27 protein-coding genes are annotated in these 23,882 nt (G+C 58.3%); 11 read left to right on the top strand and 16 right to left on the bottom strand.

From position 1 onward, the window contains the following. Positions 1–21 precede the first annotated feature (21 nt). From MUN79_RS27080 to MUN79_RS27050, 7 genes are all read left to right on the top strand, one after another. Positions 22–294 carry a hypothetical protein gene (locus MUN79_RS27080; protein ID WP_244675577.1) on the top strand — a complete coding sequence of 91 codons (273 nt, stop codon included), beginning with the start codon at positions 22–24 and terminating at the stop codon, positions 292–294. A 31-nt stretch (positions 295–325) separates the two neighbouring features. Then, positions 326–562, top strand: coding sequence for a hypothetical protein (locus MUN79_RS27075; protein WP_244675576.1), 237 nt, complete (start codon positions 326–328; stop codon positions 560–562). A gap of 25 nt (positions 563–587) precedes the next feature. Continuing rightward, a complete protein-coding gene (locus tag MUN79_RS27070; protein WP_244675575.1) occupies positions 588–992 on the top strand; it encodes a hypothetical protein in 405 nt (134 codons plus the stop codon). 86 nt (positions 993–1,078) lie between these two features. Further along, entirely contained in the window at positions 1,079–1,465 is a 387-nt protein-coding gene (locus tag MUN79_RS27065; protein WP_244675574.1) for a hypothetical protein, read from the top strand. Next, positions 1,462–1,797, top strand: coding sequence for a hypothetical protein (locus MUN79_RS27060; protein WP_244675573.1), 336 nt, complete (start codon positions 1,462–1,464; stop codon positions 1,795–1,797). Before MUN79_RS27065 ends, MUN79_RS27060 begins: the two co-directional genes overlap by 4 nt. A 77-nt stretch (positions 1,798–1,874) precedes the next feature. Beyond that, positions 1,875–2,267 (top strand): hypothetical protein, encoded by a 393-nt coding sequence (locus MUN79_RS27055; protein WP_244675572.1) that lies wholly within the window; start codon positions 1,875–1,877, stop codon positions 2,265–2,267. Between the two features lie 116 nt (positions 2,268–2,383). Continuing rightward, complete coding sequence (locus MUN79_RS27050) at positions 2,384–4,756, top strand: transglycosylase domain-containing protein (RefSeq protein ID WP_244675571.1); 2,373 nt, start codon at positions 2,384–2,386, stop codon at positions 4,754–4,756. 38 nt (positions 4,757–4,794) lie between these two features. Here MUN79_RS27050 and MUN79_RS27045 read toward each other — a convergent pair whose 3' ends face one another. The 4 genes from MUN79_RS27045 to MUN79_RS27030 all read right to left on the bottom strand — a co-directional run bounded on the left by MUN79_RS27045 (position 4,795) and on the right by MUN79_RS27030 (position 8,116). After that, positions 4,795–5,913: a hypothetical protein gene (locus tag MUN79_RS27045; RefSeq protein ID WP_244675570.1), complete on the bottom strand. Its 1,119-nt coding sequence runs from the start codon at positions 5,911–5,913 to the stop codon at positions 4,795–4,797. 108 nt (positions 5,914–6,021) lie between these two features. Continuing rightward, positions 6,022–6,939, bottom strand: coding sequence for a TIGR01777 family oxidoreductase (locus tag MUN79_RS27040; RefSeq protein WP_244675569.1), 918 nt, complete (start codon positions 6,937–6,939; stop codon positions 6,022–6,024). Between the two features lie 99 nt (positions 6,940–7,038). Then, positions 7,039–7,716 carry a GTP cyclohydrolase I FolE gene (gene folE / locus MUN79_RS27035; RefSeq protein WP_244675568.1) on the bottom strand — a complete coding sequence of 226 codons (678 nt, stop codon included), beginning with the start codon at positions 7,714–7,716 and terminating at the stop codon, positions 7,039–7,041. Then, complete coding sequence (locus tag MUN79_RS27030; protein ID WP_244675567.1) at positions 7,709–8,116, bottom strand: 6-pyruvoyl trahydropterin synthase family protein; 408 nt, start codon at positions 8,114–8,116, stop codon at positions 7,709–7,711. The genes folE and MUN79_RS27030 overlap by 8 nt, the downstream gene beginning before the upstream one ends. A 318-nt stretch (positions 8,117–8,434) precedes the next feature. On the opposite strand from MUN79_RS27030, the gene MUN79_RS27025 reads away from it, so the two are divergent. Further along, the gene (locus MUN79_RS27025; RefSeq protein ID WP_100337622.1) at positions 8,435–9,112 is read left to right on the top strand and encodes a DNA repair ATPase; all 678 of its coding nucleotides are present in this window, start codon (positions 8,435–8,437) and stop codon (positions 9,110–9,112) included. A 77-nt stretch (positions 9,113–9,189) separates the two neighbouring features. Here the strand turns inward: MUN79_RS27025 and MUN79_RS27020 are convergent, their stop codons facing one another. Genes MUN79_RS27020 through MUN79_RS27010 form a run of 3 tightly spaced genes read right to left on the bottom strand, consistent with a single transcriptional unit; the run spans position 9,190 to position 12,549 of the window. After that, a complete protein-coding gene (locus tag MUN79_RS27020) occupies positions 9,190–9,780 on the bottom strand; it encodes an inorganic diphosphatase (RefSeq protein ID WP_244675566.1) in 591 nt (196 codons plus the stop codon). Positions 9,781–9,790: 10 nt separating this feature from the next. Then, complete coding sequence (locus tag MUN79_RS27015; RefSeq protein ID WP_244675565.1) at positions 9,791–12,199, bottom strand: M1 family metallopeptidase; 2,409 nt, start codon at positions 12,197–12,199, stop codon at positions 9,791–9,793. Between the two features lie 50 nt (positions 12,200–12,249). Continuing rightward, on the bottom strand, positions 12,250–12,549 hold the full coding sequence (locus MUN79_RS27010; protein WP_244675564.1) for a hypothetical protein: 300 nt from the start codon (positions 12,547–12,549) through the stop codon (positions 12,250–12,252). Between the two features lie 354 nt (positions 12,550–12,903). Between MUN79_RS27010 and MUN79_RS27005 the strand changes: the two genes are divergently transcribed. Continuing rightward, positions 12,904–13,308: a hypothetical protein gene (locus MUN79_RS27005; RefSeq protein ID WP_244675563.1), complete on the top strand. Its 405-nt coding sequence runs from the start codon at positions 12,904–12,906 to the stop codon at positions 13,306–13,308. A gap of 86 nt (positions 13,309–13,394) precedes the next feature. Here the strand turns inward: MUN79_RS27005 and rplS are convergent, their stop codons facing one another. The 9 genes from rplS to MUN79_RS26960 all read right to left on the bottom strand — a co-directional run bounded on the left by rplS (position 13,395) and on the right by MUN79_RS26960 (position 21,601). Continuing rightward, positions 13,395–13,751: a 50S ribosomal protein L19 gene (gene rplS, locus MUN79_RS27000; protein WP_100337626.1), complete on the bottom strand. Its 357-nt coding sequence runs from the start codon at positions 13,749–13,751 to the stop codon at positions 13,395–13,397. 182 nt (positions 13,752–13,933) lie between these two features. Further along, positions 13,934–14,611: a tRNA (guanosine(37)-N1)-methyltransferase TrmD gene (gene trmD / locus MUN79_RS26995; protein ID WP_244675562.1), complete on the bottom strand. Its 678-nt coding sequence runs from the start codon at positions 14,609–14,611 to the stop codon at positions 13,934–13,936. After that, positions 14,572–15,228 (bottom strand): ribosome maturation factor RimM, encoded by a 657-nt coding sequence (gene rimM / locus MUN79_RS26990; RefSeq protein WP_244675561.1) that lies wholly within the window; start codon positions 15,226–15,228, stop codon positions 14,572–14,574. Before rimM ends, trmD begins: the two co-directional genes overlap by 40 nt. A 95-nt stretch (positions 15,229–15,323) precedes the next feature. Further along, positions 15,324–15,869: a 30S ribosomal protein S16 gene (locus MUN79_RS26985; RefSeq protein ID WP_244675560.1), complete on the bottom strand. Its 546-nt coding sequence runs from the start codon at positions 15,867–15,869 to the stop codon at positions 15,324–15,326. A 261-nt stretch (positions 15,870–16,130) separates the two neighbouring features. Continuing rightward, positions 16,131–16,889: an acyl-CoA desaturase gene (locus MUN79_RS26980; RefSeq protein ID WP_244675559.1), complete on the bottom strand. Its 759-nt coding sequence runs from the start codon at positions 16,887–16,889 to the stop codon at positions 16,131–16,133. Between the two features lie 218 nt (positions 16,890–17,107). Then, the gene (locus tag MUN79_RS26975) at positions 17,108–17,821 is read right to left on the bottom strand and encodes an RluA family pseudouridine synthase (protein ID WP_244675558.1); all 714 of its coding nucleotides are present in this window, start codon (positions 17,819–17,821) and stop codon (positions 17,108–17,110) included. Positions 17,822–17,855: 34 nt separating this feature from the next. Continuing rightward, positions 17,856–18,671: a 3-methyl-2-oxobutanoate hydroxymethyltransferase gene (gene panB / locus MUN79_RS26970; protein WP_244675557.1), complete on the bottom strand. Its 816-nt coding sequence runs from the start codon at positions 18,669–18,671 to the stop codon at positions 17,856–17,858. Between the two features lie 195 nt (positions 18,672–18,866). Continuing rightward, positions 18,867–21,149, bottom strand: a complete 2,283-nt coding sequence (locus MUN79_RS26965; protein WP_244675556.1) for a putative LPS assembly protein LptD — start codon at positions 21,147–21,149, stop codon at positions 18,867–18,869. Beyond that, the gene (locus tag MUN79_RS26960) at positions 21,116–21,601 is read right to left on the bottom strand and encodes a hypothetical protein (RefSeq protein ID WP_244675555.1); all 486 of its coding nucleotides are present in this window, start codon (positions 21,599–21,601) and stop codon (positions 21,116–21,118) included. Before MUN79_RS26960 ends, MUN79_RS26965 begins: the two co-directional genes overlap by 34 nt. Before the next feature lie 377 nt (positions 21,602–21,978). Here MUN79_RS26960 and MUN79_RS26955 point away from each other — a divergent pair, with 377 nt between their 5' ends. Together MUN79_RS26955 and MUN79_RS26950 are read left to right on the top strand one after the other, a co-directional pair. Next, the gene (locus tag MUN79_RS26955; RefSeq protein WP_311136612.1) at positions 21,979–22,623 is read left to right on the top strand and encodes an N-acetylmuramoyl-L-alanine amidase family protein; all 645 of its coding nucleotides are present in this window, start codon (positions 21,979–21,981) and stop codon (positions 22,621–22,623) included. A gap of 72 nt (positions 22,624–22,695) precedes the next feature. Further along, a complete protein-coding gene (locus tag MUN79_RS26950) occupies positions 22,696–23,682 on the top strand; it encodes an MlaD family protein (RefSeq protein WP_244675554.1) in 987 nt (328 codons plus the stop codon). Positions 23,683–23,882: the final 200 nt, after the last annotated feature.

The following is a 23,882-nucleotide window of genomic DNA, read 5'->3' as shown; positions in this document are numbered from 1 at the left end:
GCAGAACAGGGCAACTGCTTCATGATGGGCCAAAGTGGTGGCAGTGGGCTACTGCTAATTCTGCTCATGTGCTTGGTGCTGGGGTGCGTGCTGGTATCACAACAGGCCATTCCGGCGGCCTGGCCGGGGGTAGGACCAGGCAATGTACTCGAAGCCGGTTGGCTCCGACTCCTGGCCCTGACGTGGTGGGTGGCGCTAGAGCTGCTGCGCGTGGCGTGGTGGGCGCTGAATGTGCTACTGCTGCTCTACTGGTTGTTGAGCGTCGCCGACGACGGCCGGCCGTGGTACAGCTGACAGGATTATTTCCTCTTTTCCAACATACTCTATGATACAATTCGCTTTAAGCCTGCTCATGGTGCTGCTCTGCGCCGGGGGCGTACTGCTACTGGCCCTGGTGCTGGCCTGGCAGGAGCGGGCCGCCTCACCCGACGTGCGCCGGCAGCGCCTGCTGTATCTGGTGCTGCCCGTGGCCAGCGCCGTGCTGGCTCTGCTGCTGGGGGCCGTGTTCCTACTCATGACCATCTGGTCGCCCCAGGGCGCCGACATTCTGGCCAGCCTGTAATTATTTCTTCCTCATTTCTCTGCTTATGACTACCACCATAGCCGCGCCGGCTGAAATATCTACTACGGGCCGCTGGCTGGCCGGGGCCCAGCAACTTAAGGACACCCTAACCATCCTCGGCATGAACATCCTGCTTTTGTTTGGGGTGCTGTGCGGTATTGCCATTCCCGGCCTTGTGCTCTACTTCCTGCGCTGGAAGCTGGTCCGCGGCAAGGGCCGCCGCCAGTCAGCCGCGACGCACTGGGCAATTACGCTAGTCCATGAGCTCTGCTGCGGCCTGCTGTTTATGTCGGCCGATATGCAAAACGAGCTGCACGAATGGGGCGCGGGCCTAGCCGTGGGCTACCTGCTGGGCTGCCTTATCAGTCTCGCCGGCCTAATCGAAAACCTGGGTTCGGTTTCCCCTGCACCCACCACAACTCCCGAATGAAACCTACTACCGAACGGCAAAGTCCGCACCTGCATCCTGTGGGATTGATACCACCGCCCACCTGCTTTTTGCATAGCTCCCAGCGTATGAAACCCCTACCGAATCCTGCCTCCGTCAAATGGCCTTCCGCCGGCCGTAGCCTGGGTATTCTGGTGGCCGTAGTGGCCGTGCTCTGGCTTTGGCTGCAGCTCCCCGACTTTTACCAGGCCGGCCACCGCGCCTCCGAAACCGGACAGTGGCTGGCTGAACTGGTATACAATGACTGGAGCGCCCTGGCCCTGATGCTGGTGGCCAACGTGCTAGTAGCCCGCTATACAACCGCGCCCATGTGGCGACTGGGCCACAGCATCGAGCTGCAGGGCATGCGCGGCGCCTTTGTATTCGTGCTCGGTACGCTGTTTCACCTGGTCGTGGCGGGCTGCGGAGTGGCGGTGCTGGTGCTGGGCAGCGGCTGGCTTGAAACCGGCGCATGAGTACGCTGCTGCATCTGGGGCGGCTAGTGCTGCGCGTGGCTCCGCGGCGGCTGTGGTGGGCGCTGGGCGGGTTGGTGTTTTGCCTTGCCAACCTGATATTTAGTCACGAGATATGGCCGAATACGCCTTCAGCCAACTCGTTTTTCGTCGTCGGCGCAATGGGTTGCGGTGTGCTTTTGCCCTGGTTGGCCGCGCGAATAGCGTGGTTAGTCGCCGAGGAAGTTGAAAGCTTTTTCTGGAAAGCCTTGTGGCGTCTGGCCGCTATTATCGGCTACGGCGGAGCAGCCATTTTAACCTTATTAGGCATCATTGCGCTGCTTGTTAAGCTTTAAGGAGCAGGAAAGGCCATCGGCCCAAGGCCGCAAATTTTCTTAGCTTACGGATCCACCCGTCAACTTTGCCCCACCCGATGGCCCGTACCGCGCTGCTTGTTCTGCTGTTTCTGGCCTTAGCTATAGAGCTTGTGCTCACCGCCGGTGGCTTCGCGGCACCTGATCTGGTCTTAGCTAAATTCGGGGTAGGAGCCACCGTCGATACCCGCTTCATGGCCTTTGCGCTGGCCTGGCTGCTGCTATTTGTCTCCTTGGTAGATGCGGTGGCCTTATGGCAGGTGTGGCGTCGGCAGCCGCAGTATCCCACGCTGTGCTACCTGCTCGGGTTCTGGTGGATAGGCATCGGGCTGGGCCTATACCTGGGCTACGGCCGCCTCGACAATCTGGCCCTGGATACGGGCAAAGGTCTGCTCATTGTGCTGGCTACCTGGGCCACTCGCCGGTCCGCCGAGCTGGGCGCTAGGGGCTAGCAGGTGCAAATAGCCGCGCCGTAATGGTGGCATCCGCTTATCGGGCCGCTGCTAACTGGTATATTTGCACTTCAGTTGCCGGGAGCTCAGGCTCCTCCTGACTATATCTGTCCCGAATGTCCGCTTCCGAACAACCGAAACCCACTCCGACCACTGCCCCCAAGCGCCGCTGGCCCAACCTCGTTTCGCGGGCCGTCTGGGGTCTTTTTGTGGTGTCGGTCGGCGTTTTTCTGCTGTATCCTATCCTGGTAAAAAGCAACTTTCTGTTTCTGTTCGGCAAGTCGCCGAGCCTGGAGGAAATGGAGAGTCCCAAGGTGGAGCAGGCTTCCGAGCTCTACACCGCCGACGGCGTACTGATTGGCAAATACTTCCGGGAAAACCGCTCCCCGGTGCCATTCAACCAGATTTCGCCTCTGCTGGTCAAGGCCCTTATTGCTACCGAAGACATCCGCTTCTACGAGCATTCCGGCATCGACCTTACGGCTTTGGCCCGGGCCGTAGCCGGCGGCGGCCGCAACGGCGGCGGCTCTACCATCACCCAGCAGCTGGCCAAGAACCTCTACAAAACCCGCCGCGGTGAGCGGGGCCTACTGGGCCACATTCCCCTGGTCAGCACCCTGATCAGCAAAACCAAGGAGTGGCTGACGGCCGTGGAGCTGGAAAAGCGCTACACCAAAGAGGAAATTCTACGAATGTACCTCAACACCGTGGAGTACGGCTCCCAGGCCTTCGGTATCAAAGTCGCGGCTAAAACCTTTTTCAACACCTCGCCCGACAGCCTCAAGCCCGAGCAGGCTGCCATGTTGGTGGGCATGCTCAACAACCCCACGGCCTTCAACCCGCGCTTCCACCCTGAAACGGCCCTGAAACGCCGCAACCTGGTGCTGGAGCGCATGGGCCAGGCCGGCGTACTGACTGCCAAAGCCACCGATTCGCTCCAGCAGCAGCCCATCGTGCTGCAGTACCGCGTCGAGAAGCATATCGATGGGCCCGATACCTACTTCCGCGGGGCCGTGAGTCAGTTCGTGAATAAGTGGTGCGAGGCCAACGGCTACGACATGTACCGCGACGGGCTGAAAATCTACACCACCATCGACTCCCGCATGCAGGCCCACGCCGAGGACGCCGTGCAGGACCGCATGAAAAAGCTGCAGCAGCAGTTCGACCGGTTCTGGAAAAACCGCGGCGGCAACCCCTGGGTGGATGACGAGGGCAAGGAAATTCCCGGCTTTATCGAAACTCAGATCAAGCGCACCGAGCTGTATAAGGAGCTGGCCGCCCGCTACAAAGGCCAGCCCGCCCGCCTCGACTCGGCCCTGCACGCCAAGCGCCCGATGAAGGTCTTTACCTGGAAAGGTGACGGCGACACCACGCTCGTTCTCTCGCCCCTCGACTCGCTGGCTTACTACAAGCATTTCCTGCACGCGGGCATGATGACTATGGACCCCTTCACGGGCCACGTCAAGGCCTGGGTGGGTGGCATCAACTACCGCTTCTTCAAGTACGACCACGTGAAGCAAGGCCGCCGCCAGGCCGGCTCCACCTTCAAGCCCTTCGTCTACCTCACCGCCCTCGACAACGGCTACACGCCCTGCGACCGAATCCGGGACCAGCGCGTGACGATTAAGTACGTCGAAAATGGCAAGGATATGGAGTGGCAGCCCGACAACGTGACCCGCGAATATACCGGCAGCAACATGACGCTGCGCCACGCCATGGCCCGCTCGGTCAACTCCGTTACGGCCCAGCTCACCGAGAAGGTAGGCTGGGAAAACGTGGCCAAGTACGCCCACAAAGTCGGCATTAAGAGCCCACTGCTGCCGGTGCCCAGCATCGGTCTGGGCTCGGGCGGCGACGTGAACGTGTACGAAATGGTGGATGCCTACAGCACTTTCGTCAACAACGGCTTCCAGAGCGAGCCGCAATTTATCACCCGCATCGAAGACCGCAACGGCAACGTTATTCACCAGTTCGACCCCAAGCAGAAGCGTGCTATTCCGTCCGAAACGGCCTGGCTGATGCTCTACATGCTGCGCGGCGGCATGGACGAGCCCGGCGGCACCTCGCAGGCTTTGTGGGAGTACGACCTCTGGAAAAAGGACAATCAGATTGGCGGCAAGACCGGCACTACTTCCAACTACTCCGACGGCTGGTACATGGGCGTCACCAAGGACCTCGTGACCGGCGTTTGGGTAGGTGGCGAAGACCGTAGTATCCATTTCTACGGCTCCCAGCAGGGGGAAGGCGGCCGCATGGCTTTGCCCATCTTCGGCACCTACATGGAAAAGCTTTACAAGGACGAAGAGCTGGATATCACCATGGGCCCGTTCCCCAAGCCAGCTTCCAAAATCACGAAGAAGTACATCTGCGTAACGGAGTCGGAGCCGCGCCGCCGCCGCGCTGAGCCCGTGGACACCATTGCCACCGACAACCTGCTGGAGCAGTTAAATACCGAAGGCGCCGCCGTGCCCGACAGCATCAAGCTGTAATAGGGCGCAGCTACTGCTTTTCGCCGCTCTCAATCGGCTTAGCTAACTGTCGCTTTATTCCCTTCGGGCTTTTTTCTAGAAAGCCACAGCCCACCAACGGCCAGTGCTGCCAGCGTGACCGAAAGCAATTGAAAACGCCAGCGCCAGTAGTCGGGGCTGGTAAGAGGCTGATGAGGATGCAGCGAATTACTCCAGGCAATAAAGGCATCGGCAATGGGTAGCTGGCCCAGCAAGTAGTATTTGCCGCTGCTGTCGTGCCAGGGCAACCCAAAGGCTTCGATACTGTTGCGCAAGCCCAGGGCAGTAGTCGTATCACCAAAGCGCTGCATGGTGCGGCGCCCAACCAGAGAGGCCGCCCCGCCCACGCCCCAGATAACAGGGCCAGAATCAATATCCTCGGCGGCGGGCGCGCCCGCCGCAGCTTCTGTTATGCCGGGCAAGCCCAAACGGCTGGTTAAAAACAAGGCCCGGTAGCGACGGAAGTGCGGCCGGGCATACGTTGAGTCAATCTCAAACAGAAAGTTGAGTAGCTGGCTCTGCGAAGAGCCCCGGGCTGGCACCAGCACAGCTCCCGACCCCGCTTGTACTTCGTGCGGAATCAAACCATGAAGGTCCAGTCGTGTATTCACTCTTTCGAGCCAGCGCTGAATCAGGAGTTGGTAGCGGGGAGTATAGATACGGTCGTGCCAGGCCAGGGCAGCTACGGCCATGACGCCGTCGGCAGGCCAGGCCGCCCCGGCGTACGACTCCAGGTAAGGATTGGCACTGGCTTCCAGAGCACCGGCAATCAGCGCGCACTGCTCTTTAAACCGGCGTTGGTTTGCAGAGTCTCGCTCAGCCGGGGGCAGGGCTGCCAGGTAGCGCCCTCGCACGTAGCCTGACCAACCCTGGTAAAAGGCGCCGTAGGGGAGAGGTAAATCCGGATTGAAAATGGACTGAGCAACCGGTGACTGAATTTCTTGCAGCGCCCATCGGGCTTCAGTCTGAGCCTCCCGGCGCAGGGCAGAACCAACTGGCAGGTGAGGCAGCAATTCTATCCAGGTAAGGGCATAAAGTGAGTTGAGGTACACCAATCCCTCTGGATACAGCTGCTGCATCCGCTCACCGGCTTGTTTCTGGTGCAGCTCTTCGCGCAGAAAGTGCAGTTGCTGCACCACCTCCTCTTCTACGGGCTGTGGCTGGGGTGAATAATAAAGACGGCAATTCAGATAGGCTAGCACACTCAGCACGCCGACTGCCAATGCTCTCACCAGCCACCGCATGGGCTATTCGCCGCCGCCGTAGAATGACTGCAGAGCCGGCTTCAAATCAGGATACTCAAAGCGGAAGCCGGTACCCAGCACCTTGGCCGCACTAACCCGCTGGGAGGCCAGAATAATTTCGCTCATCTCGCCCAGCACGAGCTTCAAACCAAATGCCGGTACTTTGGGCAGCACCAGGGGACGGTGCATTACCTGGGCCAGTACTTCCGTGAACTGCTTGTTGGTAACCGGATTTGGCGCCACGCCGTTGTAGACGCCCTGCCACTGGGGCTCTTCCAGGGCCTGAATGAACAGACGGCACACGTCATCAAGGTGAATCCAGGACATGTACTGCTTGCCCGAACCCAGCGGTGCTCCAGCCATCAGCTTGATGGGCCGGGCCATAGCTGGCAATGCTCCACCTTGGGTGCTAAGTACAATGCCGATGCGGATAATAACGGTCCGGATGCCCATTTCCTGCACCGGCTGCACGGCCATTTCCCACTGGTGGGCCACGTCGGCCAGAAAGTCGTCGGCTGGGGCCGGGGGCGTGTCCTCATTCACCAGCCGGTCGGCACTGTCGCCGTAAATGCCGATGGCCGAAGCCGACACGAAAGTGCGCACGTGGTGACGGTCCTTTGCTAGCTCCCGGGTAAGCAGGTCCGTACCGCCCAGGCGGCTGGTCATAATATCCCGCTTGCGCTCATCCGTCCACTTGCCCTCCGACACGCTGGCACCGGCCAGGTTGATGATATAGTCGGCGTATGGCACAGCTGCCTCATCAATGGTGCCGTGCTGCGGGTCCCAACGGAAGCTGCGGTAGCGGCTTTGGCTGGGCGTGCGGCTGAGCAGAGCTACCTCGTAGCCTGCGTCAATCAGCATTTCGGCCAAGCGGGTGCCAATCAAACCGGTACCACCCGTGATGAGAACTTTTCGGGACATGTTAATAAGCGCTAATGAGCCGGCCAGTTGCCGGACATGGGCTGGATAAGCGGAAAACAGGCCGCAAGCTACTCCTTAATAGCCAACGGTGTATCACGTTCATTTGCCCAGCAGCCGTAAAAACTCGGCCCGCAGTGCGGCATCTTCCTTAAACACCCCACCGTATTCCGCCGTCAGGGTGCTGCTACTCGTGTCATTCACGCCGCGGCTCATCACGCATAGGTGGTCGGCTTCGATGAGTACGGCCACGTTTTCGGTGCGCAGGGAATTCTTGAGTTCCTCGGCAATCTGCCGGGTAAGGCGCTCCTGCACCTGGGGCCGGCGGGCGTAGTACTGTACCACCCGGTTTAGCTTCGACAAGCCCACCACGTGCTCCCCGGGCAGGTAGGCCACGTGGGCCTTACCCATAATCGGAACGAAGTGGTGCTCGCAGCACGAAAACACGGTAATATCCTTTTCTACCAGCATCTGCTGGTAACCATAGCGGTTCTCAAACAGCTTCACGTCGGGGCGGTGCTGGGGGTCGAGGCCCCGGAACCATTCCTGCACGTACATCTTGGCTACCCGGCGCGGCGTGCCCTGCAGACTGTCGTCGGTCAGGTCCAGGCCCAGCAGCTGCATGATCTGGTGGAAATGCTCGGCGATGCCAGCAATTTTTTCCTCTTCCGACAAGGCAAACGCATCGGGCCGGAGAGGGGTACGCAGGTCCGGCGACAAGTGGGAGTCGGCCGGCCCGAAGCTGTGCGCGGCTGCCGCCGCTGACACGGAATTATCCATGGTATTCAACAAAGTTGCGGTCCGTTTCATATAGCGTGACCGACAGGGCGAGGTGGGGCTCGACATGAGCCCGCAGCCGGTTCCAAATCACGACAGCAATATTCTCGGCCGTAGGGTTAAGCTCGCGAAAATCCTCGGTGTCGAGATTCAGGTTCCGGTGGTCAAAGGTATCCAGAATCTCGCGTTTGATTAAGTCGCTGAGGCGCTTCAGGTCATATACGTAGCCCGTGGCCGGGTCTACCGGGCCGGTAAGGCGCACAGTCACCTCGTAGTTATGCCCATGATAGTTAGGGTTATTGCACTTGCCGAATACGCGGGCATTGTGCTCGTCGCTCCACGCCGGGTTGTGCAGGCGGTGCGCAGCGTTAAAATGTTCAGTTCGACCAACGGTTACATGCATAGATTCTTGGAACTGGTAATACGGGCTTTTGTTTTGATTTCCAAATAGATTAAGCGGTTTTTGTGCAATGAAGCAGTTTTACTTATTCCTGTTTTAAGGATATGTCATTTGAATTATGGGAATATTAGATAGCCTCTATCCAATAAAATGAATATTCTGCAAAAAAAATCAAGTTTGTGTGCGTCAACATCTGATGAGTCTGGTTAAATTTGGTGAGTTGGATTCCTCCGCCGGAGCCCACACCACCTTTTGTAAACACTTTCTCTTTAACTTTTTCATTTCACTATGAAACCAGGCGTACTCCTCTCTCTACTCCTGATGCTGTTGCTATCAGTGACTGGCTACGCGCAGAAATCGCCCGTAGATGAAACAGACATGGCCATCAAGGGCATTCCTCGTAAAGGCCAGCGTGTTACCATCCAGCTGGACAGCAAGCGTGTTGACGATTCGTGGCAAAAAATGCTGAACGAAAAATTCGGCAGCAAGTTCAAGTCGGACAAGGGTGTATACACCATGGACGGCGTTGTAATTGAAGACATCTCCAAGACCCCGATCCGTGTGATCAGCAAAGTAGATGCTACCCCAACCGGTACGACCGTATGGTGGTCGATTGACTTGGGCAATGCTTACCTGAGCAAGGACGCTACGCCGGTGCAGTGGAAGGCTTCGGAGAAATACCTGAAGGATTTCGCCCGCATGCTCTACCGTGAAGACTTGGCCGTGCAGGTTTCGGAAGCTGAAAAGGCTCTGGTTTCTTCGCAGAACAACCACATGGCTGTTATCAACAAAGCTGACGCCATCAAGAAGGACATCGAGAAGAACAAGCTGAAGAAGCAGGAAATCCAGCAGCAGCTGGCTCAGAATGCCGCTGAACTGCTCCAGTACAACAACCTGGTGGACATGAACCTGAAAGAGCAGGAAGCTGCCCGCGCCGACATTGTCAACATGCGCGTAGCTCTGGAAGCTGTTAAGGAGCGCATGAACAAGATTGAGTAGTGTACCCTACTCCCCAACAAAAAAGCCCGGTCGAGAGTCGACCGGGCTTTTTTGTTGAATAACTAATTCGTCAGCGGCTATTTCATGGCCTGGCGCACCTGTTGCTCGGCGGCCTTTTCATCCTTCCAGCCTACCAGGCGGATTTCTCCCATCCGGCCCTGGTGCTGAAACCACTGGCCCACGGCCTCCTTGGCGCTGGGAAATTGCTTTACCAAAGCTTTCCATGAAGTAATGCCAGGCAGAATCTGCTGGCTGGGCCGGGCCGGTACGGCTATTAATACCTGTTCCAGCACGCCATTATCGTCGAGAGTGAGCAGGCCGATGGGCAGCACTTCTACCACCGTACCCTCTGGCTGGGTTTCAGCCAGTATCAGGGCCTGCAGGGGCATGCTGGTGCTGGGCAAGCGGGTACCGGGGATAAAGCCCTGGTTGCCGGGGCAAGGCAGGAACTCAACCACATGGTCGAGGCCCGCCCTGCGCACAGGAACAAAGTCTTTTTTGCCGGTGTCGTAGCGCTGGGCGTGGTTGCTGCCAGCGGGTACTTCCACCACAACCTGCAGCAGCTTGCGTTCGGGCGAAAACGTGGGTAGCTCGGCATAATTAGGCTGGCAGCTGCTCAGCCCCACCATTCCTAAACCCACGATAATAATCCCGAACGCAAACCGCATAGGCACAAGGTTACTGAGCTAAGTATTGGTTGAGCTGCTGAAACGGATTGAGCTGATCCAAACGCAGAACAAAGCGAATCCGGTCCGTGAAGTCTTTGCGGCTGCTGGGCAGGCCATCGGCGTACTGCGAACCGGCTACGGGCAGATACAACTGAAATATATCCCGTATCACGGGCAGTACCAAGCCCGCGTCGTAATAGAGCCGCTGGCTATTGACTTTGCCATCCAGCTGGAAACGCTCATCCGTAGCTCCGAAGTCGGCAAAGATACCCAGGCGCGTCACCGGCAGATCGGCCTGCAGGTTGAGCGTGCTCAGCCACTTCTGGCTGTATACTGGCAGGAAAGCCTTGAAAGCCCCGTCCCGGTCGTCGGTCTGGTGTACCTGGGCGGTGAAGGCGTGCGAAATCTGCTGCCGGTCCAGGAAGGGCGTTTGCCGACGGTAATCGGGGCTGCCGCTCAAGCCCATGACAAAGTCGGAGGAGCTGTCGAGGAAACGGCCACCGAACAAGCGCACCGACACCCGTTTCTTGGGCGAATAAAACCGCTGGTAAGCAGCCGAAGCGCGCAGCAGAACGGCATTGGTCGAGTTGGTTTCCTGCGAAATGGTCGAGGTCAGCTGGTTAAGCTCTACATGGGCGCTCCATTTCTGCAGGGCGTTGCCGCCTTCTACCCCGTACTCACCCGTTTGGATGCTCATGGTTTCGTTGCCGCGGTCCTGCAGGCGCACGGCCGTGTTGGCTAGCCGGATGGTGTGCTGGGGGCCATCATAGGCCGAGAAAGGCAGCTTCAGGGTAATGCTGGGCTCTACCTTAAAGTACCGCTCAAAGCGCTGTAGCGTCAGCCCGGTCACGATTTGGCGCACCACGGAGTTGGGCAGCACGCTCACGTTTACGTTGGCAATACCGTTGAGCTCGTTACGGTTGAAGCTGTACATCGGCATCAACAGGTAGTTCAGGTTTTTGGGCGTTAGCGGGTTGTTATAAAACGCCGCGCCCAGCATGAGCTTGTCCGAAGTATTGGCCCCAATAACCGGCGCCCAGTTAATAGTCGACCGGTCCCAGCGCTCCACGCCGGCTAGGGGCTTGATGCTGATGGGCTCGAAGCGGCGCAAGGATCCGCTGATTTTCATTCGGTCGTCGCGGCGGTTGAGCTGGGGCGTGAGGTAATTGGCGTCCACTACCACGGCGGCCACTCCTTCTTTGCGGAAGTTAACCTGGGCCTCGTCCTGCTCGTCTTCGGTGCCAATAAGCGTGGTCCACTGGGTTTCGAGCACCTTGCCTTCAGCATCCACAGTGCTGACGGGCACGGCAAACGGGGCGGGCGAGTCATTACGCACCAGCACCTTTACCTGCGTATCCGTTATCTGGATATCGGACACGGCCGCGTCGTAGCGGTGGGTGTTTTGCAGCATGTCCTTGAAAAACCAGTCGAGCTGCTGCCCCGTGGACGATTCGAAGACGGCCTGCATATCCTCGGGGTAGGGGTGGCGGAACTGCCACTGGTCGTAATAGGCGTGCATGACCTTGTCGAACTGTTCCTGCCCCAGGTAGCCGGCCAAGTACCTCAGCAGGGCCGCCGTCTTCAGGTACACAATGAAGGCGTAGTTATTCTTGCCAAATTTGTCGGCCCGCGGGCCCGCTACCGGCTGGTCGAGGCCACGGCTGGCTACAACCTGATACGGCACTTGGCCCAGAGCTGAGGTTGGCAAGCCGTCGATTCCCAGCTTTGTCGTCAGGGCTTTAGATTTAAGCATCCCGCCGAACATACCACCTTGCGGGTCGTCGCGCTCGGACACGCGGGCATCCACGTAAGAGTTGACACCTTCATCCATCCAGGCGTGGTCCCGCTCATTCGAGCCCAGAATACCATAGAACCAGTTATGGCCTACCTCGTGCACAATGGCTGAGGGTAGGGTTACGGTCACCATCGGGTATTCCATGCCGGAGCCGGCACTTAGGGCCCCATCCACGGCCGTGGCAGCCGAGTATGGGTATTCGCCTACCCACTGCGAGTAGTAGGTCAGCGCGTCGTTCACGTCCTGCAGGCCCTTGATCCACTTAGGCGCGTCTGCGTTGGTAAAGAGCACCCAGGACGTAACCTGCCGGCCCGAAGGTAGCGTCACACCGCTTTTCAGCACGTTGAAGCGCTTGTCGGCAAACCAGGCAAAGTCGTGGACGCGGTCCTGCACGTAGCGCAGGGTCTTGGTTTCCGAAGATGAGGCCGGGAAGGAAACGTCCTTGCCAAAGTCGGCTGCAGTTTTCTTCAGGGCCGTGGCTTCCGCCAGCTTGTCCATGCGCTGCTGCTCATCGGGGTTCTGCAGTACGCCCGTGGCACCTACGGTATAGTTGGCCGGCAGCGTGATGCGCACATCGAAGGAGCCAAACTCGGAGTAGAACTCGCCCTGGTCGAGGTAAGGCATCTGGTGCCAGCCCTTCTTGTCGTATACGGCGGGCTTGGGGTACCACTGGGTTATCTGATAAGACTGCTCGACGTGGCCGAAGCGGGAAAACGAGTCCGGAATCTTGACGTGGAAAGGCGTCGAGATGGTGGCCTTGGCGCCGGGGCCAGGGGCTGGGGCAGAATCAGCTTGGCAATGTCCGGGTTTTCGGGGTCGTAGGCGAGCTGGGCGCTCTGGCCGTTTACCTTAAAGTCGAGCTGGTCGATGTAGCCGCGCTGGGAATCCTTGGCAAACTCAAACTTACGGCTCCCGTTGCGTAGCTGCTGCTTGGCAAAGGCAGTAGACGTGTTCTTGTAGGCGTTGGGCCACAAGTGAAACCAGATGTAGGTGAGCTGGTCGGGCGAGTTGTTAGTGTACTGCAGCTCCTCAGTGCCCGGAGCTCGTGCTGCTTGTCGTCGAGCGTTACGTCGATGGAATAGTTGGCTTCCTGCTGCCAGTACCCCTTGGGGGCCGGACTTTGCTGGGCAATAGTCAGGTAGGGGAGGGTGAGCAGGATAGCGCCGGCAAATACTTTTTTCATGAAAGGAGAGCAGGGTAGAAAGGAATCGGTAGCGAAAGTACGTTTTCGGGGCCGGAAAAGCTGCGCCGCAGATAACCTCATCGGCAGGAGCCCGTTTACACAGCCAAAGTACCGCGACAACCTTACCGCCAAAACCCCCGCTACCATGGAAAAGAAAGAAGTGCAACACCAAGTCCACCTCGATGCTGCTACGGGCATGCTCACCGGCAACCTACAGGAAGTAGCCTCCCACGCCGGGTTCGACAACGTGCTGCAACGCTGGATTCAGGACCTCAAAGATGTCGACAACCCCGAGCTGCACCAGCTCATCGTGGACCTTCAGGAGCTGAAAGCCCACTTCGGCTCGGGCACCTACGATAAAAACGTTATTGGCCGCCTGCTGGGCCGCCTCGGCGAAAACACCATCAAGTCTGCCGTGTTTGCCGACGGTAACACCAAGCCTCGCGTAGAGCAGCTCGGGGAGGCCCTGCTGGCTGCTGCCAAGCAAGTGCAACACACCCAGACCAGCGCTGAGCAGGATCTGCAGAATAACAACCAGCCGAACAGCTAAACCAGCTGTTACTGAATCAGCTTAAACGCAAAAAAGCCGGCTCCTTTCACAGGAGCCGGCTTTTGTACTTCTAAAGAGAAGCGGGATTAACCGCGACGCTCTTTGATTTTGGCAGCTTTGCCCGACAGGCCACGCAGGTAGAACAGACGAGCGCGACGTACTTTGCCGCGACGCACCAGCTCGATCTTGTCGATGTTGGGCGACAGCAAAGGGAAAATACGCTCGGTACCGATCTGGTTCGAGATTTTGCGCACAGTGAAGGTTTCGCCGTTGGTGCTGGCGTTTTTGCGCTGGATAACAACACCCTGGAACTGCTGAATACGCTCCTTGTTGCCCTCGCGAATTTTCACGTGGACGTTAACGGTGTCGCCGGCGGCGAAAACAGGGAAGCTGGCGCGGCGCTCCTGGGACTCCTGCTGGATAAAATCGAGTAATACGCTCATGGCTGGAAAAACTTGAAAAAGGACGGCGCCGCCGCCCAAGGGGTTTCGCTTAAAGAGGCGCAAATATAGCGCTCTGTTTTGATGATTACAAATGGCAGAAATTGTTCAGTAGTGGATTATGGAGCTGCGGAAGGCTTTACGGCGCAAAAACCAACATTCAGCTCATTAACCACTTAACAAATTTATTCTGCCAGTAAGTCGGGGCGGCGCTGACGCGTCCGTTCCACGGCTTGTTCGTGGCGCCAGGTCTCTACCAGCGGCGTGTTGCCGGAGAGCAGAATATCGGGCACCTTTTCGCCCCGCCATTCCGCGGGTCGGGTGTACACGGGTGGGGCCAGCAGGTTGTCCTGAAACGAGTCGCTCAGGGCTGATTCCTCGTTGCCGAGCACGCCCGGCAAGAGCCGTACCACGGCGTCTACCAGAATAGCTGCGCCTAACTCGCCTCCGCTCAGCACGTAGTCGCCCACGCTGATTTCGTGGGTGATGTAGGCCTTGCGAATCCGCTCATCCACGCCCTTATAATGGCCGCAGAGAATGAGCAGGTTGCCAGCCAGGGAAAGCCGGTTAACCAGCGGCTGACGCAGCGTCTCGCCGTCGGGTGTCATGTAGATGACGGCATCGTAGCTGCGTTGGGCCAACAGCTCGTCGAAGCAAGCGGCAATGGGCTCTACCCGCAGGACCATACCGGCTCCGCCGCCAAAGACGTAGTCGTCAATCTGCCCGTGCTTGTTGATGGCGTAGCGCCGCAGGTCGTGCACGTGAATTTCGGCCAGTCCTTTCTCCTGGGCCCGCTTCACAATGGAAACGGCGAAAGGGCTGGTCAGCAATTCAGGCTGGCAGGTGACGATGTCGAGGCGCATAGCTTACTTCTGGTCCGCCGGCTCCTCGTCCTCAGTTTCGGGCCCGTCGAATTCGTCGGGCTCGTCCCGCTCCCGGAAGCTGGGCTCAGGTACACGTCAAGCAAGCCCTCAGGCAGATTCACGTAAAGCTTTTTCTCTGCCTGGTCGGCACGGGAAACCAGCTCGTCCACCACCGGCACCAATACTTCCTTGCCCTTGTAGCGCATGCCCATCAAATCCTGCTGGGGCATCTCGTAGAAGGTTTCCACGGTGCCCAGCTCGCCCAATACGGCATCAACTACGGTGTAGCCAATCACGTCGTGGAAGTAGAACTGGTCGTCTTCCAGCTCGGGCAGCTCGGCCAGCGGGCGGTAAAGCTTGGCGTTGCGCAGGGGCTCGGCAGCCTCTATCGTGTCGATGCCAGTAAGCTTGAGCAGGGCCCGGTCGTCGGCCTGGGGCTGGAGCTTGTCCACGCCGTACTCCACGAGCTTGCCAGGTTTGCCGGGCAACTCCAGGTACACCGATTTCAGGCTCCGGTACTCATCCAGATCGGCCACGTCCATAAAGGCTACTACAAAGCCTTTCAGGCCGTGCGTTTTGCCCAGGGAGCCCAGCAGGTAGCAGTCGTCGATAGTCATGCGAAAAGGGAGAAGTAAGGTCAAAAAAGTAGGGAGTCTGGAAGCGGCGCTGCAGGAGCACCACCCTTCCAAACTCCCTGACTCTGGGCTAGCGCTTAGGCGCCGGCTTCCTCGGTGCCTTCGGTCGAAGCAGCAGCCTCGGTCGTTTCACCTTCGGCAGCTTCAGCAGCGGGGGCAGCTACGGGCGTATTCTTGATACGCAGCGCTTCGGCGCGAGCCTCTTTAACTTTGGTCTCAGCAGCCAGAGCAGCCTTGCGGGCTTCGTCCTTAGCAGAGCCCAGCGAAGTGCGCTTGCCTTCGATTTTGGCGTCTTTCTGCTCTTTCCAGGCAGTGAAACGCTCGTCGGCTACGTCTTGCGAAATGGCACCTTTGATAACACCCAGCTGCAGGTGCTTGCGGTACAGTACACCACGGTAAGAGAGCATAGCACGCACCGTATCGGTGGGCTGGGCACCTTTCATGATCCAGTCGAAAGCTTTGTCGCCGTCGAAGTTGATGGAAGCAGGGTTGGTGTTGGGGTCGTAGGTACCGATTTTCTCGATGAAACGGCCGTCGCGGGGAGCACGGGCGTCAGCTACTACGATATCGAATTGAGCGGCCTTTTTACGGCCACGACGGGCGAGGCGGATTTTAACTGCCATAAACCGGGTTGGTTAAGCGACGCAACTCGTGCGTCTGGTTGAAAATGAGGTGCAAAGGTAAGGGAAAAGGTGAAGTTGTGAAAGGTGAAGTTGTGATTGTGCAGTATATAGTTTCGAATGCTTCTATGTGGTCAGAGGAAACGTCCCAACTATAGAAAAGAAACGAGTCCCGCCAGCCTAGACTAGAGGGACTCGAACTATGTTGCTGCTAGAAAAGGCTATAAGGTAAATTCACCATTTGCCCTTTTGCAACCTCACCACTTAAGCGGCGGCTTTCATCTTCTGAGCGGTTACTTTGCGCTTGATCTTGATGATACCAGCCTTATCTAAGGTCCAGATAACCGAGTAGGTTGGGTCGAATTCCCACCACTTCACACCAAAGTTGACGCGCATGGGCAGCTTGTGGTGGTTGTTCTGGAACAGCTCGCCGAAAGCCAAGAAGTCCAGGGCCAGGGTGTTCTTGCTGTGGTCGTGGTTGTCGAAGTTCTGGTAGCCATACTTGTGGCCGCCCCAGTTGACAATGGCACCGTGAATGGGGCCCATCAGGAAGTGAATCGGGAGCAGCAGGTACATCCACCAGGCGGTAGCAAACTGCACGTAGAAGAGCACGTAGAGCGTGCCCCAGCCCACGCGGGAGTACCATTTGTCGCCGATGTTCTCAATCAACGACCACTCGGGGTAGTCGCCCTCGAAACGCTCGGCGGCGGCGTAGTTGCGGTTCAGCACGTCGTTGTAGATGTTCTTGGTCTTCCACATCATGCTGAAGGCATTCGACGAGAACAGGGGCGAATGCGGATCCATTTCCGTGTCGGAGTAGGCGTGGTGCATGCGGTGCAGCAGCGCGTACGCCCGCGGCGACAAAAACGACGAACCCTGACAGATGTAGGTGAACAGGAAGAAGAACCGCTCCCAGAATTTGTTCATCGTGAACATCTTGTGGGCGGCGTAGCGGTGCAGATAGAACGTCTGCGTGAAGAGCGACAGGTAGTAGTGCGCTACAAAGAAAATGAGTATCGGCATGGGCCAGAAAAATTAGGGACGCTCTAGAAGTCGGCAGCAAACTGCCCGCACAAACCCAACGGTTGGCTATAAGTTCACATTTGCCAATACAAACCTACGGCCACGCTGACGGGCGGTCAATTATTTGACCTAAAACGCCAAAATCTTATTCAGGCCGGCCGCAAGTGCCGCGGGGTAAGCACCGCCGGACCTGTTGAGTCCAGCTAAAGCACAAACTTCTAGACGGTGTAGAAGGTTTGGGCAGCCTCCCAGTGGGCCATTTCCGGCACCGGGGCCCGGAAGCACATAGCCTCTTTCGTAACCGGGTGTTCAAACTCCAGCTGCCGGGCGTGCAGGGCAATGCTCACGTCGGGCAGGGGAGCCAGGAAACCGTACTTCACGTCGCCGACGATGGGCGTGCCCAGGCCCGTGGCCAGCTGCACCCGAATCTGGTGGGGGCGGCCGGTAATAGGATTCACCTGAATCAGAAAACGGTTGCCGGCCTGGCCCAGCACCTGGTAATCCAAATCCGCTTTCAGGCCCTGAGGGTGCATTTTGGGGTAGGCCTTGGTCACGTTGCGAATTGGGTCTTTCACCAGCCAGTGGGTGAGGTGGCCGCTATTAGGCTCGGGGCACTTGCCTACCAGGGCCCAGTAGGTTTTATGCACCTTATTGTCCCGAAACATTTCGTTTAGCCGGCTCAGAGCCTTGCTGGTTTTGGCCAGGGCCACGACGCCGCTCACGGGCCGGTCGAGACGGTGGGCCACGCCCACGAAGGCCGCCCCGGGCTTTTTGTATTTAAACCGGAGGTATTCGGCAGCTTTCACCGACAGCGGCTCATCCCCGGTGTTGTCGCCTTGCACGAGCACGCCGGCGGGCTTGTTGAGGATAAGCAGGTGGTTGTCTTCGAACAGAATTTCTTTCTGCTCCGACCAGATATTAGGACGATTCACGCGGTAAAGGTAAGCGGCAGACGGTTAGCAGCGGTTAGTAGGCTTCCTCGGCGCTGGGGAAGTCATGACTTTTCACGTCCTGCACGTAGCGCGTCACGGCATCATGCATCAGGTCGGCCAGCTCGGCGTAGCGGCGCAGGAAGCGGGGCTTAAACTCCTTGGTAATGCCCAGCATGTCGTGCACGACCAGCACCTGCCCGTCCACGTTGGGGCCGGCCCCAATGCCGATAACCGGAATAGAGAGCTTTTCGGCTACTTGCTTGGCCAGGGTCGACGGAATCTTTTCGAGCACCAAGGCAAAGCAGCCCAGGTCTTGGAGCAGCTGGGCATCCTCGATAAGCTTCTGGGCTTCGGCTTCTTCCTTGGCCCGCACGGTGTAGGTGCCAAACTTGTAGATGCTCTGGGGCGTGAGGCCCAGGTGGCCCATAACAGGAATGCCAGCCGTCAGAATCCGGGTAATAGACTCCTTGATTTCGGCACCACCTTCGAGCTTGATGGCGTGTCCGCCCGATTCCTTCATAATGCGGATGGCCGAGCGCAGCGCCTCCGAAGAATTGCCCTGGTACGAGCCAAATGGCATGTCTACCACCACCAGGGCCCGCTTTACGGCCCGCACCACCGACTGGGCATGGTAAATCATCTGGTCCAGGGTGATGGGCAGCGTCGTTTCGTGGCCGGCCATGACGTTAGAAGCCGAGTCGCCGACCAGCAGCACATCGATGCCCGCCCCGTCGAGGATGGTGGCCATCGAGAAATCATAGGCGGTAAGCATCGAAATCTTTTCGCCCCGCCGTTTCATGGCCAGGAGTTGATGCGTGGTAACGAGCTTAACTTCTTTGTGCTGCGACATCAGAGAGGACTGCTAAAGCGGAAGGGAAAGGAATAAGGGCAAAGCTGCGGATTTTTTGGCAGAACCAGCGCTTTGGGTGCCGGTCAGCCGCCCTTACCTGGTTTGCCCAAAGCGCAGCGGCTAGGGAGTACCCCACAAAAAAGCTGCCCGCCTCCTGGTGAAAAGAGGCGGGCGGCGCAGGTAGTTACAGCAGAATTAGCGGTTCCAGAAGCTGCGGTTGCGGTTGAGCTTCAGGTCCTGCAGCAACGACGACTTGGCCGAAATCGTCACGCCGTAGCCCCGGAATTCGCCGAAGGGCGTCCAGGTCCCCGAAATTTGCCAGCAGTGTAGGTCCCGGTAGAAATCCAGCATAGGGGCCACGGGCCGCTTGCTGATAAAGTCGTAGCTGGTGGTATAGCCAAAGCGGAAGTTGGGCGTCAGCTTTACCGAGCCCGTAACGTTCAGCGAAGCCCGGGCAATGGCGCGGGGCCGGAGGTAAGTGCCACGGGAAGGAATGGGCCCGGGGTCAGTGTAGTTGATGGCAAAGCTGGAAGTCAGCTCCCAGGGAATGTCGAAGTCCACGTACTCCTCGTACGGATTGATACGGTTGGGGGAGCCCAGGGTGTTGGTCGGGGCCACATCCCGCTTTACGGTCGACTTTCGCTTGCCCTGCGAAGGGTTGAACTGGTAGTTCAGGGAGAAGTCGGCAGTCTGCAGGCGGGCCAGGCGGCGGCTGGACTGCTCCAGCAGGAACCGGTTCAGCTCGCGGCCGGTAGAGTCGCGCTGGTAGAAGGAGAAGCTGGCAGTGGCATTCACACTCAGCTTGCGGGCCACCTGGGTGTGAAAGTTCATAAACAGGGGCTGGAGATTCAGGGAATCGGCGGCTATGTTATAAGCCGTACTAAAGTCCAGACCATCAATCAGGCTGACTTTCTCAAAGGGCGTCGTACCGGTCGTGTCGTTGTTGTTGCGCACCTTCATTTCCACCTGGTTGTTTAGGGTGAAAGAAATTGCGCTGGCCCGGATCGTATTCGGTGTTGAATACAGAAAGTTGTTGTAGCGGGAGAAGCTTAACGGATTGAGGATGCGCCCCCGGCTGTCACGCTGGTTGTACGACTGGCCCTGAGCGTTGGTCAGGCTGCCAAGATCCGGGTTAACCCAGTTCAGGCTGGAGCGCCCGGTGTAGTCGGGTGAGTAGCTGTAGCTGACGCTGGGGGTAAGCTTGTGGCGGATAGCCTGAATCTTGTGCGTGCCCTTGCGTACCAGCGTGCCGTAGAGGTTGGTCGTCAAGCTCAGGCCTGCCGCGCGTTCCGACACCACATTGAAGCCCCGTACCGTATCGATGCGGATGGCCCGGGCCACTTCGTTGTATTCGTAGCTAAGGCGCTGCCCAAACCAATACTGCCGATACCGGACCGAAGGCGTCAGAATGATGTTTTTGAGCACCGGATAGTTGCCCAGCGAAATCTGGAAGTCGTGCTGCATGCCGTTGCGGGCGTTGCGCAGGAAGGGCCGCAGGTTGGAGAAACGCACCGGAATTTGGCTGCCCTCATTGGTGCCACCCAGCAGGGGCAGGCCATTCAGGGTACGGGCCGGAATCTGGTTGCTGAGCTCATTGCGGGCCTGTAGGTCGTAGCTGATGGAAAGCTGCTCGTAGAACTTGCCCTTGGGCGTCAGGCCAAACCATTCGTAGGGGTACTGCCGGGCCACGCCCACCGTCACGCTGGGCAGGGTAAAAGTCATCAGCCCGTTCGTATTCTGGCTCTGGGTGAGCTGCACGTTGTAGTTGACCGGCGAGTTGCGAATCGTCTTCGAGTACTGAATGGTCGAGTTGAAGGCCGCCGCCAGGTACCGGCGCTGGTCGTAACTGTTCTGCCGGTTGAAGTCGGGGCTGCCCGCCGCCACGCTGGCCGAGAACCGGCCGCCACCGGGCCGGGGCGTAGGCGTGTGGTTCCAGTTGACCCACAGCGTGCGGGCCGAGCGGGGCTTGCGGTACTCCGGGTTGGTATTAATCGAGTTCGAGGGCAGAATAATATCCGGCGGACGCACGCTGTAGGAGAAGTTCAGCAGGCCATTGTAGGAGTAGCGCTTCAGGTACTGGGTTTCGGCCATCAGGTTGTAGCCCCCAAAGGAGTTGCCGATACCCGAGTAGATGTCGCCGGTCAGGCGCACGCCCACGTTGTCGTTGACCACCCAGTAGTAGCCGCCGTTGCGCAGGGCAAAGCCCCGGTCCGACGTTTGGCCGAAGGTAGGAAACAGCAGGCCCGACGCCCGGCTTTTGCCCGGGGTGGGGAAGTAGCCAAACAAAAAGCCCAGCGGCGTGGGAATGTCGCCGATAACCATGTTGAAGGGCCCGGTAACCACCTTTTCCTTCGGAATCATCTTCATCCGGGTGGCATTGATGAAGAAGTGCGGGTTTTCCAGGTTGCAGGTGGTGTAGCGCCCGTTGCGGCCGAATATTTCGTTCAGCTCGTTTTTCTTGATGGTTTCGGCGTGCACGTAGCCTTCCCCTGCTGGGTTACGGCCTCGGCAATCTTGCCGCGCTTGGTTTTGAAGTTGTAGTTGATGCGGCCCGCCGTATAAGTGCCGCCACCGTCCTTGAACACGGGCTTGCCGGTAACCTTCCCGGTTGTATCGGCGGCGCCTTCGGCCGTGAGCAGGTTCTTGCTGTAGTCGATGGTGATGCGCTGGGCCTTCAGCTCCATGTCCCCGTAGTCGATGTCCGACTTATTGTACAGCCGCGCCACTTTATTCTGCACTTCGAACCGAATCGAGTCCGTCGCCGAATATTTAATGGTGGTTTCAATGTCGCCTTTGGGCCGGGCCGAAACGCGCAGCGAGTCGCCGGCGCGGCTGGTATCGGTGGCCGTTACCAGAGGGCGGGTGCGGACGGTATCGGCTCCTAAGGCAGAAGGGCGGCCTGCACCCGCGGGGGCGCTTAAGCCGGGCATACCGCCTGGGGCCGGAATCCTAGTTCTGCGCTGCGCCCAGGTCGTGGCAGTACTGCCGAGCCCGAGCACAACAACGAGCAACAGAGGTGCCCAGGTACGATAGAAAAGACGGAATGCGGACAGGATAGACAGCGTAGACAGGGCCACGTGGTTTTTATCGTTTATTTTGTGGCTGTTTGCAAAGGTAACGGGTAGCTGCCCCAACTAACGAACTCCGTGCGGAATATTGTCGCTCTTTGCCTGTCGGGCCTGTTTTTTCTTTCGGGCTCATCGGGAGCGGTAGTGCCGGGTGCGCCCGGGCTGCCGCCCGAAAAATACCATCTGCGTACCGTCGTGCTTGATGCCGGGCACGGGGGAAGGACCGTGGCTGCACCGGCGTGAAGGCGCGGGAGGCCGATGTATCCCTGAAAATCATCCTGGAGCTGGGCAAGATTATCGAGGAAAACATGCCCGATGTGAAGGTGGTATACACCCGCAAGACCGACGTATTTGTGGAGCTGGCCGACCGGGCCGGCATTGCCAATAAGCACGGGGCCGACCTTTTCATCAGCGTGCACTGCAACGCCAGCGCCCCTTCGGCCTTCGGCACCGAAGTCTGGACCATGGGGCCGCACAAGACCGACGCCAACCTCTCGGTGGCCAAGCGCGAAAACGCGGTTATTCTGCAGGAAGACAACTATAAGGAGCGCTACAGCGGCTTCGACCCCACTTCGCCCCAGAGCCACATCCTGTTTTCGCTCTACCAAAGCGCCCACATGGTCAACAGTCTGCGCTTTGCCCAACAGGTCGACCGGCAGTTTCGCACTACCGTGAAGCGGCACTCGCGCGGAGTCAAGCAGGCCGGCTTTCTGGTGCTCTGGAAATCCACCATGCCTTCGGTGCTGATTGAAGCTGGCTTTCTGACCAACCGCACCGAAGAACAGTATCTAAACGATAAGTCGGGGCAAACGTATATGGCCTCGGGCATCTACCGGGCTTTCCGGGATTATAAAACGGAACTGGAAGCCATGAACGATGAATAGCCGGCTTCAATCCACTTTGAATTGAGTTAGCGTTTATTACCTGCCCGTTACACCCTCAAGATCTGACGCAGCGTGTCAAAAGAAATTAAAGTGGCCCTGCTGGGCATTGTTGCCCTGGCAGCCTTATATATCGGGTTCAACTTCCTGAAAGGCAGTAACCTCCTCTCGTCGGACCGAACCTACTTCGCCCGCTACGACAACGTCGACGGCCTGACTGTGGGCAACCCGGTTATTCTCAACGGTATCAAAGTGGGGCAGGTCAAGAACATGGAGCTGCTGCCCGAAGACCGGAACCGCATCCGCGTGTCGTTGGAGCTGCAGAAGGGCATCACGGTGGGCGACTCCACGGTGGCCAGCCTCTCGGGCTCGTTGCTGGGTAGCAAGACCATCACCTTGTTTCTGGGCAAGAACTCCAAGGTGTACGACGGGGGCCAGGAACTCAAGTCCTACACCGTGGCCAGCATCACCGACGCCTTCCAGGCCAAGGCCCTGCCCGTGCTCGGCACCGTAGACTCAACCCTGATGAAGGTCAACGGCTTTTTGAGTAAGGAAGCCAAGGTAAGCCTGCAAGCCACGCTGCTCAACGCCCAGGGTTCAACGGAAGCCCTGAAAAACCTGCTGATTATGAATCAGCGCAACATCAACCAGATTACCACCAACATGGCCACGCTCACGGCCGAGCTGAACAAGACCAGCAAGAAGTTTGACCGGATTGCCTCCAACTTCTCCCAGCTGAGCGACTCGCTGAAAAGCGCCCCGGTAGGCCCGGCCATGCGCAAGCTCAACGCCACCATGACCGAAGCGCAGAGCTCCATGACGGCCCTGAACAGAGCCATGACCGACCAGAAAGGCTCGTTGGGCAAGCTCATCAATAATGACTCGCTCTACACCAACCTCAACGCCACGGCCGCCAGCTCCAACGCCCTGCTTGTCGACTTGAAGGCCAACCCCAAGCGCTACGTACACTTCTCGGTGTTTGGCGGGGCGGCAAAGACAAGACCAAGAAGGAAACCACCAAAAAGGCCGACGGCGAAATCAAAGTTGAGGAAAAGAAGGTAGAAACCACGCCTTCCATCGGCGCCACCGACTCGACCGTTAAATAGCCACTTCATCACCAGTAGCGCGAAGCCGCCGCTTCGCGCTACTTGCTTACCTTTGAATCCGCCTTCCCAAGGCGGATTTTTTTATGCACGCACTCACGGTGAGATGGTGAAGTGGTGAAATGATGAGTTGAGGTTTTGACGGCGCAAAACCGCGCC

This window comes from Hymenobacter cellulosilyticus, assembly GCF_022919215.1.
GTDB classification, from domain to species: Bacteria; Bacteroidota; Bacteroidia; order Cytophagales; family Hymenobacteraceae; genus Hymenobacter; species Hymenobacter cellulosilyticus.
Note: the sequence above shows the minus strand (reverse complement) of the source record. Positions and strands in the feature narration are given on the sequence as shown.

Coding starts and splice junctions, on each gene's coding strand:
- MUN79_RS26960 (WP_244675555.1), bottom strand. CDS start 21,601: ATGCCCGGCTTAAGCGCCCCCGCGGGTGCAGGCCGCCCTTCTGCCTTA.
- rplS (WP_100337626.1), bottom strand. CDS start 13,751: ATGAGCGTATTACTCGATTTTATCCAGCAGGAGTCCCAGGAGCGCCGC.
- MUN79_RS27040 (WP_244675569.1), bottom strand. CDS start 6,939: ATGTCCCGAAAAGTTCTCATCACGGGTGGTACCGGTTTGATTGGCACC.
- MUN79_RS27080 (WP_244675577.1), top strand. CDS start 22: ATGATGGGCCAAAGTGGTGGCAGTGGGCTACTGCTAATTCTGCTCATG.
- rimM (WP_244675561.1), bottom strand. CDS start 15,228: ATGACTATCGACGACTGCTACCTGCTGGGCTCCCTGGGCAAAACGCAC.
- MUN79_RS27070 (WP_244675575.1), top strand. CDS start 588: ATGACTACCACCATAGCCGCGCCGGCTGAAATATCTACTACGGGCCGC.
- MUN79_RS27050 (WP_244675571.1), top strand. CDS start 2,384: ATGTCCGCTTCCGAACAACCGAAACCCACTCCGACCACTGCCCCCAAG.
- folE (WP_244675568.1), bottom strand. CDS start 7,716: ATGGATAATTCCGTGTCAGCGGCGGCAGCCGCGCACAGCTTCGGGCCG.
- MUN79_RS26985 (WP_244675560.1), bottom strand. CDS start 15,869: ATGGCAGTTAAAATCCGCCTCGCCCGTCGTGGCCGTAAAAAGGCCGCT.
- MUN79_RS27075 (WP_244675576.1), top strand. CDS start 326: ATGATACAATTCGCTTTAAGCCTGCTCATGGTGCTGCTCTGCGCCGGG.
- trmD (WP_244675562.1), bottom strand. CDS start 14,611: ATGCGCCTCGACATCGTCACCTGCCAGCCTGAATTGCTGACCAGCCCT.
- MUN79_RS27020 (WP_244675566.1), bottom strand. CDS start 9,780: ATGCGGTTTGCGTTCGGGATTATTATCGTGGGTTTAGGAATGGTGGGG.
- MUN79_RS27030 (WP_244675567.1), bottom strand. CDS start 8,116: ATGCATGTAACCGTTGGTCGAACTGAACATTTTAACGCTGCGCACCGC.
- MUN79_RS26980 (WP_244675559.1), bottom strand. CDS start 16,889: ATGCCGATACTCATTTTCTTTGTAGCGCACTACTACCTGTCGCTCTTC.
- MUN79_RS27005 (WP_244675563.1), top strand. CDS start 12,904: ATGGAAAAGAAAGAAGTGCAACACCAAGTCCACCTCGATGCTGCTACG.
- MUN79_RS27065 (WP_244675574.1), top strand. CDS start 1,079: ATGAAACCCCTACCGAATCCTGCCTCCGTCAAATGGCCTTCCGCCGGC.
- MUN79_RS27060 (WP_244675573.1), top strand. CDS start 1,462: ATGAGTACGCTGCTGCATCTGGGGCGGCTAGTGCTGCGCGTGGCTCCG.
- MUN79_RS27025 (WP_100337622.1), top strand. CDS start 8,435: ATGCTGTTGCTATCAGTGACTGGCTACGCGCAGAAATCGCCCGTAGAT.
- MUN79_RS27015 (WP_244675565.1), bottom strand. CDS start 12,199: ATGCCTTACCTCGACCAGGGCGAGTTCTACTCCGAGTTTGGCTCCTTC.
- MUN79_RS27055 (WP_244675572.1), top strand. CDS start 1,875: ATGGCCCGTACCGCGCTGCTTGTTCTGCTGTTTCTGGCCTTAGCTATA.
- panB (WP_244675557.1), bottom strand. CDS start 18,671: ATGTCGCAGCACAAAGAAGTTAAGCTCGTTACCACGCATCAACTCCTG.